We start from the raw sequence: 15286 nt of genomic DNA on the forward strand, positions 1-15286 counted from the left end.
ACGGAACTAAAACGACAGACTTTGAAAAAGAGTAAGAGTTATAACTAATGTAGATAAAGAACCAGCAGACAGTAATGTTATCATTTTCCACCAGTTTATTTCCTTTGAAGGTTTTACAGCCTCTTTAGAAACCGTAACCCATATAGCCATAGATACTAGAACTAAGATAAAAATAACTTCTTTAGACATATTTGACACCTCCATAATTTTTCTAAAGTAAACTTTCCTAGGTGTTAATTCCAATTATTTCGAATCAGGGAACAGTAATCAATCTTTATTTCAGATAAATGGAGCTTATCTTAATACAAGTATGCTCCGAGTTTATTGGAAACTATGATACTACTTTACAACCCTTTCTTCTAATTCGCTCCCTTGCTGCGTTAAAAACCCCAGACAAAAGATTTTTTGCCTGGGGTTATTTACAATCAAGCTGTTTTATCTAAACGTGTATCTATCAAATACCTTCAAACCTTCGTCATTCAATACTTGTTCTACTACTGAAGGTTTTAGTGGGCTTTTAGTAAATACTTCTTTACAGGAAATCATTATGTTGCCACCTGCTATTTGTGCTAATTGATCATGTGTAACGCTATATACTAATTTACCTAGATTTGACCAAACCATTGCACCTGAACACATTACACAAGGCTCGCAGCTAGTGTACAGGGTGTATTCCTCCAAATCAAATAGCTGATTCTCTGAACAAAAATCTCTGATTAGACCTATTTCTGCATGGTAGGTAGGATCTGATTGGGTATGTACTTTATTCTCAGCAGCTTTTACAATTTCATTGCCTTTAACCAGGATTGCACCAAAAGGTTCGTTTCCTTCTGCTCTTGATTTTGAAGCCTGTTGGATAGCTATTTTCATGAAATATTCATCGTTGTACGTCATAGAAGTTCTCCAATTCCAGTTGAATTATCCCTCATTATAAAGGAAGTACATCTCTCTTTCCATCCTTCTCTAAACAAACGCCTCAAATCTGCCATTTCATTCCATCATCACAAGGTTTCTTGCCGTACCGATCCTTTTGCTTTCAACGAACGGGGCAGTGGCCGCCTCATTCATCACCCTGATCGTATCCATTGCCATTATGTCCGTATCTAGCGCCAGCATCGTTTTCGTGCTGATTGTATATTTCATTTGGAGAATCATTAGTACGGGCAGGAACATGGTTCATTCCTATGGACGACTTCTTACTATCGGTCTAGCAACCACATTTTCGGTTCAGTTCATTCTAAGCATACTTATAAACCTCGGTTTATCGGGGGTCCCTACCGCTGCCATGCCTTTCATGAGTTTCGGCGGCTTCCATATACTACTTGAAATGACTGCTGTCGGTTTATTATTAAGCATCTACAGAAGACGCAATACAGTCGATCAGCCTATGGCATACAGCTGAATACCTAGGAAATCTTAATGTTTTCTAAGAAAAATTATAAAAGATAACTGAATAAACATGGCCAACCTGTTAAGCCGTGTTTATTTATACAAAGCGACCGCAGACTAGCTTATTAAAGATAATGCTCCGAGATTCTTGAAGACTTGTTATCAAAATAAGCTATTACAGTTAAATAAGATTTTATCTGGGTTTCACACTATAATACCTCATAGCTTTTGGAATACCCTGGATTTCTAAGGAACCATCTAATATTAAATTCCTTAACCTGTACTCAATATACTGATCACCGATATACTGATCTAAATGTCCAATGATCTCTCCAATAACTCGGGCTGATTTCATAAATCCATCTTGCTCTTGCTCGTTATGTAACCTTTTGGCTACATTTATTATATAGTCATCGTAATAGGCTTCATCAACATGACATATCTCACTATTTTTCCAAATCCTAAGTAATTCTTGTTTAGTAGATAACGCTTCCCATTCCTCCTCAAATTGTTTCCTTTCCTCTTGAGACAACGGTGAATTCTGGCTATTGCTTTTATAAATCAACTCTAATTTCTCAGGCGGAATTTCCCCTGTATGTAACAAAGTATATTTCGTATCTGTTGTAACAAATAGATCTTTGAATTTTTTAGTTGCATCTATTAAAGAGATATCATTAGTTTTTCCTTTTAAAAGATAAAGAACGTACCTTAGAGCTGTTTGTTCATGTGCGTTATGACCCATCCAGATAATAATTGGCGTATTTTCAGGGATAGCGCTAATTTCCAAAGTCGTATCGTTGAAATTCTTTTGATAATTATCTATATCTTCATCATTAAAATTTATATGGTTCTTTAACCATTCATACCTTTTTCTAAGACCAACCTTTTCATGTAAACGCCACACTGGACCAATAGATAACAAGTCCGAAAAGGAAATGATTTTTTCGGTATCTTTTAACTTCATTTTTTTGAAAACTATGTTTAAACTTCCTGAGAGAGAAGCACCAAACACTATATGAACTGCTTGATACCGGATTACATCTTCCCTGGTGATTTGATTTGTTTTATACTCCAGAAACGAGTTACAAGCCTTTCTCAAATCCTTCACCAATTGTGTATCAGAATATTATTCTACTTCTTCAGCCATATTCATCCGCAATAAAAATTGAAATAACAATGATTTCACTTCTTGTTCGGTAGAACTTTCTACGATTTTTTTTAATTCATCAATCAATCTAGTTCCCTCCATCCCATTTCTTCATTAAGAATTAAACTTGCCTTGTTACACAAAAGCTCTGAGTTTGTTTAATAATTTTTATTCAAAAGTAGTAGTAAATAGCTACTTCCTAAAAGAAGAAATGCCAGTTGAGTTACAGCGAAAACTGTTAACTCAACTGGAGTCAGTTTCCTTTCCCGTTTGATTTTCTTAAAATGAAAATAATAATAAATTGCACATATGAGCAACACAACTCCTGATACTTGAAATATAATCTCTAATAAACTAATCACAAATATCCCCCTCTAGTAAATGTTACAATTGTTATTCAAACAGTAACAACTCTCTTAGATAATCCTGCTCTACTCGTCAATCCCAATTATTTCAAAACAGTTCTAATAAATCCAATGCTTATTTCACAAAAAGGAGCCCATCTTATTACAGATGAACTCCCAGATACTAGAATATAGTAAATAACGATCCTAACAGTCCACTACTGTACATTACCATATATAATAATCGTAGTTATAATATAGTTAACGGCTTAAAAGAACATCGCAAAAAACATGGTATAAGTAATAAGCAAGTATGTGCTTTAGTTGCAAGAGACCGTGATAAGATGACCTTCTTTTAGACAATGGGAATGGGACGGTTAACAAAAGATCAATTAAATAAAACATCGGTCATAAGCTTTCCAGAAAAATGTCTTGTGCTCTTGGCGTAACTTTAAAACTTATGCGACTGAAAAAGGATGGAGTTATATCAATTTAAGTCTGATGATAAATTTCGTACAAAACTTATGATACACTTAGATTAAATAAGTTCAATATCTAACATTTCTTTTTTCCTTAAACGGAAGGATTAGGGGAGTTTGACTGGGAAAATCTTAAATGAAGGTGGACTTTTATGCTTTGGCTTATGTTAATAGTTATATTTCTGCCTTTTATAGCAAGACGAATAGAAAGGCATTTTCAACGATTAAAAAAAGAAAAAAATGAAATGAAGGATATCTTCAATGATTGAGAGGAAATGATATCCCACTTAATTAACCTATTGCTTTAGTTAATAAGCAAAACAATAAACTGAACCGATTTTTGAAAGCTAATGAACATAATCATTAGCTTAACCTGCTTCGTTAGCAAAATAAGCTATAGCCACTATACAGCTATAGCTCTTATTTAATAGAACAATGGATTCAATTCAATATTCTTAAGTTGCCTCGATTGTAGAATATTTCTTGGTTATAATGACCATTTTATTTAGAAAAGGCAATTATAATATCAAATCTATCTATGTTAATATATGTTTATTTTACAATATCTGAATTAGCATATTTCTTTAATATACTTGGGTTTACGAACCTTATTGAAACCACCTCCCCACACTCCAAACAGACAGTGAGTTCTTTTTCATACTCTGGTATTTTTACAAATAAATCTCTACCACAGTTTTTGCATTTCTGCATTTGATACCCCTCCACTCTTGTAGAAAGTTAATTGTCTTTCATTATCTAGTATATTTCACATAAATGAGCATTAATCCTTCCTAAAGCACCCTGACCTGTTATTAACTTAAACAAAAAGGAGCGCATTCCTTTTTAGGTTAATGCTCCGAGATATCGGAACAGGACTTAATTAATATTCATGAATAGCGCTCGATTGCCGTGTTGTGCTTTTTATAATGTCGTAATAAGGGGTCCTTCATTTGTAAGAATAACCGTATGTTCGTATTGAGCCACAAAGCTTTCATTGGTTAAGAAGGTCCATCCATCTTCAGATTGGAAAACTTCCTCTTCAAATGTAGAGATCATAGGCTCAAAGGCAATTACCGCACCATCTTTTAAAATTTCATCATCCCAACTAGCGAAATAATTAAAAATATGTTCAGGTTCTTCATGAAGCGAACGTCCAATACCGTGTCCTGTAAGATTTTTTATTACTGTTAACCCATGGCGTTTCGCTACATTATGTGCAGCCTTTCCAAGAGCACTTTTTTTTGAACCTGGCTTTGCCTGCTTAAGTCCAGCATGGAATGCCTCTTTAGAAACGTCACATATTTTTTGTAATGCCGCGTCTCCTTTCCCTACTACAAATGAAATTCCAGTATCTGCATAATATCCGTTTTTTGAACCTGAAACGTCTATATTCACTAAATCTCCTTCATGGATGACCCGTTTTCTCTTCGGTATCCCATGCGCCACTTCATTATTTATACTAATACACGTATACCCAGGAAAATTGTATTCTCCTTTTGGCGCAGATTGAGCTTCTGCCTTTTCAAACATCTCTCTTCCCATTTCATCGAGTTCTTTTGTGGTAATTCCGGGTTTTGTACTAAGGACCAATTCATCACGAATCGCTCCACAAATTCCACCAATTATTTTCAATCCTTCAAAATCCTTTTTAGTTTTTGCAACCACTGATATCCCCACTTTTTAATGTATTTTATGATTAGTATTCCATTTAGTTTCTAGCATAAACTGAACAGGTTTTTCTTCAACAATCTCTGGCCCTTTTATGGATTAAATATAACAACCTCTTATTCCGTTAAACTTCCCTGTTATTAACTTAAACAAAAAGGAGCGCATTCCTTTTTAGATTAATGCTCCGAGTTAACGGAACAATAGACTCAACTCTATATTCTTGAGTTGCTCGCTAATCTGCAAGACTCAAATCCGAGATATATCTTGGAGCAGATTTTAAACTAAAGCACCTGCTAGTTTAAAGGATTAACAACGGTGACGGTGAACTCTTATAATATTTAATGGGATTTTTTAGTTTTAAAAACTAAAGGAGGATTCTAATGAATAATATTCTCGAGCTCAAGCATACAGATGAAATATTAATTCGTATCGAAAACTTAAATATAAATTCACAACCAATATGGGGTGAGATGGACGTTTCTCAAATGCTAGCTCATTGCTCATCTTTCCAAGATATCGCAATGGGAGATTCTTTCCCTAAAAGAGGTTTGTTAGGATTATTAATAGGTAGACTTGCAAAACCAATCTTTTATAATGATAAACCTTTAGATCACAACATGCCGACTATTCCAACCATTTTAATTACATCTAGAAGAGATTTTGAAGTTGAAAGAGAAAAACTAAAACAAAAAATAATAACATTTCAAAAGAATGGACCAGAGTCTTGTACAGAACATCCACATCCTTTTTTCGGAAAACTTACTTCTGACCAATGGGGAAAAGGCATCTACAAGCATCTTGACCACCATTTAAAACAATTTGGAGTTTAAATATATCGTACAATCTTAAACTTATCTGCTTTGTCAATAGGTCTGATACTCCTTTTGCTTATATAAAAAAAGAGCTAGTACTCTATTGATCCATCGCTACGAGATTGTTGAATGAATGAATGAATGAATCAATCAGCAGACATAACTGTACCAAAAGGAACGCGTTCCCCATTTTGAAAAGCAATCAGAGTATCATATTTCTTATCTAACACCACTTTGTATAAAAGTTGATGATTTAACTCTTTGTTTGAATAATCTTCAGTTTTATTTTGGGTGTAAGAAATCTCTAAGGCATCGTTCTCCTTATCAACATTTAAATTAAAGTCTTTAAAATGAATGGCTTCATCACCTTGGGTTACATTTATTGCATTCAGAAATACATAGACTACTTGATCATTTTTATAATACAAATGGGTTCCATTGAGATCTTCAGTCTCTTTAATAAAGTCCCTAACTTTCTCTTTTGCATCTTTACTATTAATTTCAGTGTAAAAAAGCTCTTTTTCTGAACACCCCATCAAAAGCAACAATAAAATTGACATTATTGAAACTAATATCCTACTCAATAAATAGCCTCCCCAGATTTTTCCTACCCCTATTATTGCTCTGATTCTATAAAGAGCGTTTGCTTTTCGTTAAGCAAACGCTCCGAGATTGTTTAATAAGTCGACTTCATTATCTATTGCTATACGAACGAGTGACTATTTTGTGCTGATTTATTAAGTCTACACATTAGAATCTAGAAATCGTTCGGATCAGCCCAGGCAAAGTCCTCATCAGTTAATTCTTCACCCTTTGTTGATTTCTTGTTTGTTAGATCCTTTACGAAGTTTTTAATTGTATTCTCTAACGCCATTTCAATAGTATTGCCAGAGCCTACACCAAACTCAGGCGATGCATCTACAATCACTGCAACATTTGCAAATCCTTTATAACTACCTCTTTTGTTTTCAAAAATCTTCACTTTAAATTTTCCAGTAGGTACTGTTTCTATTTCCCATACTTGGAATTCAGCAACGCATTTTTCTATAGCAGAAATTCCGATGACTTCTATTTCTTTCCACTCGGACACTAACATACCACCAATCTATTTACTTCACTATATACACCTGCTTAGCAATCGCTCCGAGTTAAATGAAGACTTTAATTCAAGATAAATCTAATTTAATTAATTTTTTATTAGCTAAGTACTAAGTTGTAAATCTATTATATATTTTAGTTGTTCCACTCTTCTTCTAGAATGACGATCCTATTCGTCGAAGATTTTCTTGTTTAGTTCCTTAATGGAGGGGTTGTATACCCCTGAAGTGTCAATGTAGAAGTTAGGGACGTCGATCCTCGGTTCCTCGTAAGGGCTTAAGCTAAGTTTAATTCCTTTCCTAGCCAGGTCCACTTTCTTATCGCCATGGAAGTACTCTCGAAGCCGGTTGTCCAGCCCTCGACGGACAAACCTGTCAAGCGCTATCTTTTCATCAACCTTGCAAATCAACAGATAAACCTGCGCCTTCCCCATGAACTGTTCAAGCATCGATGACCATATACTATGCTGGAACGCTGCTTCAGCAATCACTGACACATTGTTTGATATCAACCCCATGAGCGTATCAAAGAAGATTTCCGTGGCTGCTATATTGGCTTCAGGAGGAAGCTCGTTATGGCTTTTACCGAAAGTATGCACATACCCTTCCTTAATTTGATCTCGGCTGATTACTGGCATAAAGATCTCATTACCAAGTTCCTTAGAAAATGTTGTTTTCCCTGAACCTGGTCGACCAGTGACAACTATTAAATAAGGGGTTGACATTAATTTCACTCCTTATAGCAATATTGCCCATACTCCAGTTATATTGACATTTCAAGAAGCTAATCCTTACTATGGATAAGCTCCGAGATAAAGGAACAATGGACTCAATTCAACATTCTTGATTTACCCCCGTTTGCTAAATAAGTTAAGTTCAAAATTACTTTACTTCTATTTTATATTTTTGTTTTCCCCATGTTTAAAAATAACTACACTACACTCTTCACATCTTAACGCTGGAACTTTTTTGACTTTTAACCATGCATCACCTATTAATGTTTCACTTCCAAAATCCGCAAAGATGGAATTAGGCGAGTCTGACCAGCAAATTCTTCGAGGAGAGAAAATATATCCTTGCTTCAACTGATTACCACATTCAGGACACATTACAATATCGACCATTGTGAGATACACCACCTTCATCTTAGGGTTTTTATTGAAATAACTAGTAAGCCTGCACCGTCATTTATAAATTAATTTTTATTTTGCTATATGATTATGTGATTAAAGCGAGTAATCGCTCCGATTTTACGGAAAAATTGAATTCGAGATATCCTCAGGTTTTGAGCTAATCCCCCTGTAGTTTAAAAATTTTTATTTTTTTCATTTTCAACGACCTTGAATACCTCAGAGTATATTGCTTTTACATTATCTCGTTGTACTTCACTGTTTTTAATTGGGTATGCAAATTTCCAGCCACGATAGCCTTTTTCTTCTTCTCCATACAACATTCCTAATATAAAATTCTGCGTACCATTAACCTTTTCATCCTCTTCTTCATAAGACACGGGATTTTCTAAACCTTGAAATGGTATTGTATTTGCCAGGGAGCCAACAAAGAAGAATGGAACTTTCTTATTCTTATACATTTCTACATATTTTGAATTTGAAGCATCAGATAAATGGTCTTCCATAATGAACACTGCATCATACTTTCTTGAGTTTGAATTATGTAATTCACTTAAAGATATTTCATTAAAGTTTATCTGTTCCTCTCTAACATTAGGTTGTTCACCAACAACTGCAATCTTTAAAGGTACGCCTTCATATGGCGCTTCTTTTACAGTATTCGTTTGACAAGCACTCAAAAGAAATAACATCAATGTTAAAACAGTTAGAATTAATTTATTTGATTTTATAATAAATACCCCTACTCTCATCTTCTACATACCAACCTATCATTTTGACTTTACTGAACTCTACTGTCCAATTTGTTTTAGAATTTCGGAGTACCTTTACCCCATTAAGCTAACGTGTTATTAGCTATACTAAAGCAGAGCGTAGTTCTTTTAGATTAACTGCTCCGAGATTGTTGATCAAAATTTGATATCTCTTTAATATCCATGAAGTCTTCATCCCTTATCATATTTTTCTCCGACAAGAGGATGTCTTCAAATGCTTTAAATAATTCTTGAATCTCCTTTTCCTGATTTATTAGTGCCATTGCCTTCTGATAATCTTCTTCACTTTCATATTTTGCAATTTCCATCCACTTTGATGAATCTTCCTTGCTTTGTAAGTAAGTGGTTTCGACGCCTATATACTTTCCATAAATTTTTCCAGCTTTTTGTTGAATGAGATAATACTATGCTTTCGGGATGAATTTGATATTCATATACTTTGACAAACATCAGCACTTCCTCCTCACAAAAAATTAATTAGAAACTAATCAATCTGTGCATCAATCAGCTCCGAGATTGTGGAAGACCTTCTTAGAGAGCAATATTTTTCTACATTCCTCTCATAACTCTTTTTACTTCTCCATATCTTTCACATTAATAAATAGCTCTAGGAGAACCTTGCTCCCAATCCATATGCTTATATCTGTGTAAACCTATTTTGCATAGTAAAGGCTTACTTGTATGTTCTCTGATAGAAGAGATCAGTATTGCTATAACACCAATTCCTAATAACACTAATGAAATAGTAAAGATTTGTATACCATCTATTAGCCAACTAGCCAATAAGAGAAGCACTCCGGCTAGCAAAAGGATTTGACCTAATAACTTCATAGTAAAAAACACCAGCTTTCAAATAGCCTACCTTTTTAAAGAACTTCTCCGATTTACATGAAGACTTGAGATAATTCAAGTTACCTTCTTAATGTTTAATACATAAAAAATCTAATTGAGCGTTCCCCATAATTGATTGTTTTCCATCTCAAAAACTTTACCAAACACGCCTACAGTTCTAATCGTAGACTCCTTTCCATTAGAACTCTGAAATTGCTGTTCATAAGAAGAAAATACAAAGGCGTTTTTTAAATGTGAAGCAGTCAATTTTATTTTTTCATCTTCTTTTAAGCAATAACCTTCCTCACACTTAATATCGTAATGTCCGTGTACCCATTTATTAAAAGTTGCTTTGGAAGGGGTAGTAAACCCCATTCCTAATATCAGCACTACCATTCCTATAAAAAGCGTAAACCATAATCTTATTTAACAAACCACTCAATCCCTTTTCTTTGATTTAACCAGTTCTTTTCAATAAATCTGTTCCAGGAAAGCTCCGCGTTTATGGAATAGGAGCTTTAGTACATTCTAAACATGCCATGTGAATTAGGAAACGTATACTTGAATCCAAACTGTTCATACAGTTTGTTTGCTGGATCGTCTGCTATAAGACTTACAAAAGAACCAGAATAAGTATTTTCACCAAGATAGTTAATTAGTTCCTTCATTACCACTTTACCAAGTCCTCGACCTTGATAGCTTGGTTTTACTACTATATCGACTATTTGAAAAAAGGCACCACCATCACCAATCACATGCCTCATGGCAATTAATGACTTATTATCGTAGATGCTCACCACAAACAATGAATTTTCCAAGCCAACTTTTGCAGCTTTGTGTGACTTTCCACTTATACCACCTTCTAATCGTAATTCAATGTACTCCTCAGGAGTTGGTGGCTCATGAATAATAGTAAAGTTGTTTTCCATGTTGTCTTTCCTCTATTTTAATAAACTGATTGCATTTGTGAGTATGGAAACTTAGATAATAGTCGATTAAATCTTTTCCGATGTTTCTAATAGCCTTTTTATTGCACCTATAACAACGGATGGTTCATCATCTTGTATGTAGTGAGCGCTATTTTCAGCAATTATCAGTTCACTAATAAAAGGAACCGGAAGAATCTCCTCCTGCATTTGATTCCATAGTTTTTGTGATTCACCCGAATAATGATCGTTTTTGCCAGCTGATAGAACAATCAAAGGGACGCTTAGCCGCACCTTGCATTCCTTTAATTGATTTAACCTTTCACCAAATTCATTATAATTGCCTCCTACAGTGAATGGTTTACGATAGGCTTCTTGAAATTCTTCTGACATAGTGGGCAGGAACCTTTCTCTATAATCTTCCGTAGTCGAGTCCACTAGTATTAAGCCACTAACACCATCAGGATATTTACAGGCATACAGCCTTGCGTTAACTCCACCAAAGGAGTGTTCAACTAATAGGTATAGAGGAGTAATTGACATGTTATCAAGGAGTTCCTTCAGTTCTTTTACCATCTCTAAACTATTTCTAGGTTTAGAGCTTACTTCACTTTTTCCTAAACCTGCTCTATCATAAACAAGCACTTCTGTTAACGAAGCAACTTCAGAAATAATCGAATCCCAACCCTTGGAATAATCCCCATATCCGGCTTCCATAACAACAGTCGGTTTACCTTTCTACTTTCCAATCAATTTAGTAAACAATTTATAATCACTTACTTGTATAAACCTCGCCTTAGTCATAAACAAGAACCTCTTCCTGTTTTCCTTTGAATTCCAATGTATTACTATACTGCTCAATAGCTTAGTACCAATTATTTCAAAACACCAACTACAATTCCATCTTTTATTTAATTAAAAAGAAGCCTATCTTATTACAGATAAGCTCCGATAAACCAGAAGACTTGGGATCAGGATAAGTTCTAGAATTCACCCTAAATTATTGTTAATTTAGATCGATGTTACCCACATATTGAACCTCTCCCATATCAGAAGACAGATTCACTTCTAAGATATAATTACCTTTTGAATCGGGAAATTGAAAACCATTAGATTTATTTACAGGCAATTCAATCTCTTCATTGTTTTGCCACAGAGATACTTGAAACTTTTCTAATTGAAAATCAGAATGTCCTAATTCTAGGTTTCCCTCTGAACCAGCATTGACCTTAATTTGATTCTGTTCGATTCCTAATGATTGAAAATCAACAACAGTCTTTTTGTATTCCTCATTAGGACCTTCCCAATTCAAGGAAGCCTCTTTAAGCTCATATGAATCATAGTCGTTTAGATGGTGGTACCAAACTGTCATTGTTGGAGGAGTGAAATCGTAATCCTCCCCTATACAGGCGGTCAATAAAAATATACACCCTAAACTTACTATAGAAAATATTGAACGAATCATTATCAATTCCTTTCTCTTTTAATGTTAAAATAACAGCAACTTTGGAGCCTAAAGCAAACACTCTTTTAAACTATCGCTCCGATTTTATGGAATAAACCAAGATTCTTGCCATGACAAAGGAGCGCTTTCATAACAAATGGCTGACTCTAAAGTAATTAGGTCTTAAAGAGTTTTCTCCATTGATATTCTCGTATTTGAATATCCCATTTTCTTGTACAACCTATAAGCTCCATCATTCTTCCCAAACACACTTAACCCAATTGAATTCACACCACGTTCTCTAAGATTATCTTGTAGCATCTCAATAGTCTTAGTCCCATAATCAATTAAAATGTGATACAAGTAGGCTGAATTAATTTCTGGAATGATGCTGTACCAAAGAAGTCCCACTTTTTCATTTGAGTTAGTTTTTATAATATTATAGAGACATTGTCCCTCAGTGGCTAAGCCATCCTTAAACATGTCGTGATCATCATTTCTGATTCCTCTAAAGCTTGCTCCAATGTTAAATTGAAGTTTTTAATAATTTCATTATCATGATCAGGAATCATAAAATCCAAATACTCCTTGAACTCCACTTCATTAACCATACTTAACTTAATCATGTTATCTCTCCATTCTATAGGGCTGCATTATTTGTTTACATCAATACTAGAGTAGAAAACAGATCAGTTATTAAATGATTAAGTTTTACGTTAATCATGAATAAACAATCTGTTCACCCATGACCATGGCACACACCTAAAGCCTCGAAACATTTTCATTCCTCCTTTATTGACTTTGTAAGTATTGATCTATTAAATCTCCGAGATACTGGAAGAATTGGTTTCGAGATAATTGAAGCAAATCTTAAATTAATGCACTCGTTAGTTCAAGAAAGTTATCCTTCTTTATAATCAATAGTTTCCTTAAGATATTTAGCATTATTTTTATCAAGTTTATAATATTCTACTTGGTCCCAGCCTTCTCCACTACGCTCACCAATAATAGCACCATCATTTGTGAACCATACTCTAGAGTCAATTAAGCTAACCGATTGCCTCGGACTTATTAACTTATAATAAATATCTGGATTTTCTTTATCTATATTTACATTCTTCATCTTCTCTTTACCTAAATAAATCATTAGTAAATTATCAATAATGGCTTGGTTTTCCGTATCTTTAAAAACATTGCGATAATCAATTCGACTTGGATTATCGCTGTTTTGATAACCAATCCTGATTTCCCTGGAAGCCTCATTATTGTTTAGATTACCGGTAAAATAACCACCGACAAAAATAATTAAAGAAACAGCTATAACACCAGTTATTTTCATCAGCTTCATAAATACCCACTCCTCAATCTAAATTCATTGTTAAAGTAACCTAAACCTACTCCGTTAGCACAATAAGCGATAGCATCTGTGCAGCTATCGCTCAGAGTTTGTTGAAGACTCGATCTCAAATTAATCTATCTTGTAATGATCGAAGTTTTACGTTCGATCAGATTTCTCTTCTAATAACCTATCTATCTTCGCTTCCACTCGCCCTAGTCTAGACGCTCTCTTATTTAATAAAATGATGAGCATCACAATCCCTACAGGTATAGCTACTAAAAGAAGAAATGCAATAACCTGGAATATAACATCCCCAGTATTAAATCCAGCTGCTAATAACATAAAAAAACCTCCAATTAAAATAAAAGTACATTCATAACAAAATTGCTAACTTATCACTTAATTCCAATTATTTCAAAGCACACCCACATACTCAACCTTATTCTAAAAAAAGACGTAATTCCTCAGTTGGGGATTACGTCTGAAAAATGAAGATTGATATTCCACGTTTACAAAGCTATGATATTAGAGAGTTGCTCCGAGATTGTTGAAGACTCTACTAGTTTATATACTCTAGAATGAGTCTTCTGCAAACTGCTTTTCTGAAATGACTCTTATTCCATTTCTTTTTAATAATACTGAAGTAACCCCGTTACCCCAAACTCTTTTTCCTGTGAATTCTCCATTATAAATCATTGAACTACCACGAGATGGACTATTCTCCTTTAGAACAACAATACACCTATTTCTATCGCTTTATCTAAGGTATTATAGGCACTTTTTATGTATAGTTCGGTTACATCTCTTCCAGATCTTTCAATGACTCGAACTTTACCATCTAAGACGTCTTCTCCTTCCCCACCTACTATTTCCGCAGGTTCTCTTGGAGTTAAAAATCCACCAAGCAATTCTGGACAGATTGTTACAGCATTATTCTCTTCTACTAATTTTCTAACATTTTCATTTAAACTATGGTGACCGTCATACCTTACTTCTAACCCAGCTAAACAGGAACTCACTAATATCATAGGTCACACCTCTTTTAAATGCTCTATAATCGTAACAAAAAGGATAATGTATTTACGTGAATCACCTACTTATTCGAATTACTTTCACACTGCTTGTCTGTTTCAATTTTTACTTCAGTAATTTATATTTCAGTAAAGGCTCTTTATAATACCTCGCTTACTTATTTGTTATCGAGTTGTTCTGCCAGACCGATTAGAAGTCCTTCGATTCCACGAATGTAGCAGAGCCGATACGAGTCCTCGTATTGAACTAATTCGCCAACGAGCTGAGCACCATACTTAGTGAGTCTGGATACCATTTCGTCAATGTCTTCAACGGTGAACATGACGCGTTGATAACCGAGGGCGTTTACAGGAGCAGTCCGGTGATCTGATATAGTAGGTGGGGTGAGAAATCGCGAAAGTTCAAGTCGGCTGTGACCATCTGGGGTAACCATCATAGCAATCTCTACGCGCTGAGAACCCAATCCTGTTACGCGACCAGCCCATTCACCTTCGACAGTAGCTCGCCCTTCGAGGTTCAAGCCAATCTCCTCGAAGAATGAGATTGCGTCATCAAGAAATTCTACAACGATGCCGACATTGTCCATTCTTAGTAATTTGTTTTTTGCCATAGTTAGATCACTCCTTCTTAATTTTGATCAAAGCTATCGACTAGTAGCACCGGACTCAGGTGAATTTATATTAAGTTATTACGTTGTTGGTCTTCCAGATAAGCTCCGATGATAATGGAAGAAATACTTTCTACATCTACTTTAATCACGCTGCCTTTTACCTATTTTATAACCAGTAATAATCCCTATGTAAACGCTAGAATAAAGTTGACAGTAATCGCTTGATGAGATTTTACACTTTTGCTCTATTAACCTAATACTTTAG

At 34.7% G+C, this 15286-nt stretch carries 22 protein-coding genes and 3 pseudogenes; 3 read left to right on the forward strand and 22 right to left on the reverse strand.

Features of this window, described 5'->3' with window-relative positions; translation table 11 throughout:
* Window positions 1-6 precede the first annotated feature (6 nt).
* From Q4550_RS13865 to Q4550_RS13875, 3 genes are all read right to left on the reverse strand, one after another.
* Window positions 7-189: a hypothetical protein gene (locus Q4550_RS13865; protein WP_303533573.1), complete on the reverse strand. Its 183-nt coding sequence runs from the start codon at window positions 187-189 to the stop codon at window positions 7-9.
* Window positions 190-435: 246 nt separating this feature from the next.
* Entirely contained in the window at window positions 436-894 is a 459-nt protein-coding gene (locus Q4550_RS13870) for a nucleoside deaminase (protein WP_303533575.1), read from the reverse strand.
* A 96-nt stretch (window positions 895-990) separates the two neighbouring features.
* Complete coding sequence (locus Q4550_RS13875) at window positions 991-1143, reverse strand: hypothetical protein (protein WP_303533577.1); 153 nt, start codon at window positions 1141-1143, stop codon at window positions 991-993.
* 28 nt (window positions 1144-1171) lie between these two features.
* Here Q4550_RS13875 and Q4550_RS24640 point away from each other — a divergent pair, with 28 nt between their 5' ends.
* The gene (locus Q4550_RS24640; RefSeq protein WP_369290139.1) at window positions 1172-1402 is read left to right on the forward strand and encodes an FtsW/RodA/SpoVE family cell cycle protein; all 231 of its coding nucleotides are present in this window, start codon (window positions 1172-1174) and stop codon (window positions 1400-1402) included.
* Between the two features lie 180 nt (window positions 1403-1582).
* Here the strand turns inward: Q4550_RS24640 and Q4550_RS13880 are convergent, their stop codons facing one another.
* Window positions 1583-2401: a DUF1835 domain-containing protein gene (locus tag Q4550_RS13880; RefSeq protein ID WP_303533578.1), complete on the reverse strand. Its 819-nt coding sequence runs from the start codon at window positions 2399-2401 to the stop codon at window positions 1583-1585.
* Window positions 2402-3164: 763 nt separating this feature from the next.
* Here Q4550_RS13880 and Q4550_RS13885 point away from each other — a divergent pair.
* Window positions 3165-3416: pseudogene (locus tag Q4550_RS13885) on the forward strand (IS1595 family transposase); the annotation flags it as partial.
* 495 nt (window positions 3417-3911) lie between these two features.
* On the opposite strand, the gene Q4550_RS13890 reads toward Q4550_RS13885, so the two are convergent.
* Both Q4550_RS13890 and map read right to left on the reverse strand, forming a co-directional pair.
* Entirely contained in the window at window positions 3912-4070 is a 159-nt protein-coding gene (locus tag Q4550_RS13890; RefSeq protein ID WP_303533581.1) for a hypothetical protein, read from the reverse strand.
* A gap of 210 nt (window positions 4071-4280) precedes the next feature.
* Window positions 4281-5024, reverse strand: a complete 744-nt coding sequence (gene map / locus Q4550_RS13895) for a type I methionyl aminopeptidase (protein ID WP_303533583.1) — start codon at window positions 5022-5024, stop codon at window positions 4281-4283.
* Between the two features lie 383 nt (window positions 5025-5407).
* Between map and Q4550_RS13900 the strand changes: the two genes are divergently transcribed.
* Entirely contained in the window at window positions 5408-5857 is a 450-nt protein-coding gene (locus tag Q4550_RS13900; RefSeq protein ID WP_303533586.1) for a DUF1569 domain-containing protein, read from the forward strand.
* A 128-nt stretch (window positions 5858-5985) separates the two neighbouring features.
* On the opposite strand, the gene Q4550_RS13905 is transcribed toward Q4550_RS13900, so the two are convergent.
* The 16 genes and pseudogenes from Q4550_RS13905 to Q4550_RS13980 form a co-directional block, all read right to left on the reverse strand.
* On the reverse strand, window positions 5986-6423 hold the full coding sequence (locus Q4550_RS13905; RefSeq protein WP_303533588.1) for a hypothetical protein: 438 nt from the start codon (window positions 6421-6423) through the stop codon (window positions 5986-5988).
* Between the two features lie 173 nt (window positions 6424-6596).
* Window positions 6597-6929 carry a hypothetical protein gene (locus Q4550_RS13910; RefSeq protein ID WP_303533590.1) on the reverse strand — a complete coding sequence of 111 codons (333 nt, stop codon included), beginning with the start codon at window positions 6927-6929 and terminating at the stop codon, window positions 6597-6599.
* Between the two features lie 177 nt (window positions 6930-7106).
* A complete protein-coding gene (locus tag Q4550_RS13915; RefSeq protein ID WP_303533592.1) occupies window positions 7107-7661 on the reverse strand; it encodes an AAA family ATPase in 555 nt (184 codons plus the stop codon).
* Window positions 7662-7829: 168 nt separating this feature from the next.
* Entirely contained in the window at window positions 7830-8060 is a 231-nt protein-coding gene (locus Q4550_RS13920) for a PF20097 family protein (protein ID WP_303533595.1), read from the reverse strand.
* A gap of 182 nt (window positions 8061-8242) precedes the next feature.
* The gene (locus Q4550_RS13925) at window positions 8243-8818 is read right to left on the reverse strand and encodes a hypothetical protein (protein WP_303533597.1); all 576 of its coding nucleotides are present in this window, start codon (window positions 8816-8818) and stop codon (window positions 8243-8245) included.
* 134 nt (window positions 8819-8952) lie between these two features.
* Entirely contained in the window at window positions 8953-9147 is a 195-nt protein-coding gene (locus Q4550_RS13930; RefSeq protein ID WP_303533599.1) for a hypothetical protein, read from the reverse strand.
* Between the two features lie 634 nt (window positions 9148-9781).
* Window positions 9782-10045 (reverse strand): hypothetical protein, encoded by a 264-nt coding sequence (locus Q4550_RS13935; protein WP_303533600.1) that lies wholly within the window; start codon window positions 10043-10045, stop codon window positions 9782-9784.
* Between the two features lie 143 nt (window positions 10046-10188).
* Entirely contained in the window at window positions 10189-10599 is a 411-nt protein-coding gene (locus Q4550_RS13940) for a GNAT family N-acetyltransferase (RefSeq protein ID WP_303533601.1), read from the reverse strand.
* A gap of 66 nt (window positions 10600-10665) precedes the next feature.
* Window positions 10666-11400 (reverse strand): annotated as a pseudogene (locus Q4550_RS13945) (alpha/beta fold hydrolase).
* A 202-nt stretch (window positions 11401-11602) separates the two neighbouring features.
* Window positions 11603-12061 carry a hypothetical protein gene (locus tag Q4550_RS13950; protein WP_303533602.1) on the reverse strand — a complete coding sequence of 153 codons (459 nt, stop codon included), beginning with the start codon at window positions 12059-12061 and terminating at the stop codon, window positions 11603-11605.
* 162 nt (window positions 12062-12223) lie between these two features.
* Window positions 12224-12523, reverse strand: coding sequence for a GNAT family N-acetyltransferase (locus tag Q4550_RS13955; RefSeq protein ID WP_303533604.1), 300 nt, complete (start codon window positions 12521-12523; stop codon window positions 12224-12226).
* Window positions 12505-12666 carry a hypothetical protein gene (locus Q4550_RS13960; RefSeq protein ID WP_303533606.1) on the reverse strand — a complete coding sequence of 54 codons (162 nt, stop codon included), beginning with the start codon at window positions 12664-12666 and terminating at the stop codon, window positions 12505-12507. Before Q4550_RS13960 ends, Q4550_RS13955 begins: the two co-directional genes overlap by 19 nt.
* 275 nt (window positions 12667-12941) lie before the next feature.
* Entirely contained in the window at window positions 12942-13388 is a 447-nt protein-coding gene (locus tag Q4550_RS13965) for a hypothetical protein (RefSeq protein WP_303533609.1), read from the reverse strand.
* A 147-nt stretch (window positions 13389-13535) separates the two neighbouring features.
* Complete coding sequence (locus Q4550_RS13970) at window positions 13536-13721, reverse strand: hypothetical protein (protein WP_303533611.1); 186 nt, start codon at window positions 13719-13721, stop codon at window positions 13536-13538.
* A gap of 231 nt (window positions 13722-13952) precedes the next feature.
* Window positions 13953-14407: pseudogene (locus Q4550_RS13975) on the reverse strand (2-thiouracil desulfurase family protein).
* Window positions 14408-14568: 161 nt separating this feature from the next.
* On the reverse strand, window positions 14569-15021 hold the full coding sequence (locus Q4550_RS13980) for a VOC family protein (RefSeq protein ID WP_303533613.1): 453 nt from the start codon (window positions 15019-15021) through the stop codon (window positions 14569-14571).
* Window positions 15022-15286: the final 265 nt, after the last annotated feature.

The sequence above is a fragment of the Anaerobacillus sp. 1_MG-2023 genome, from assembly GCF_030547345.1.
GTDB classification, from domain to species: Bacteria; Bacillota; Bacilli; order Bacillales; family Guptibacillaceae; genus Guptibacillus; species Guptibacillus hwajinpoensis_B.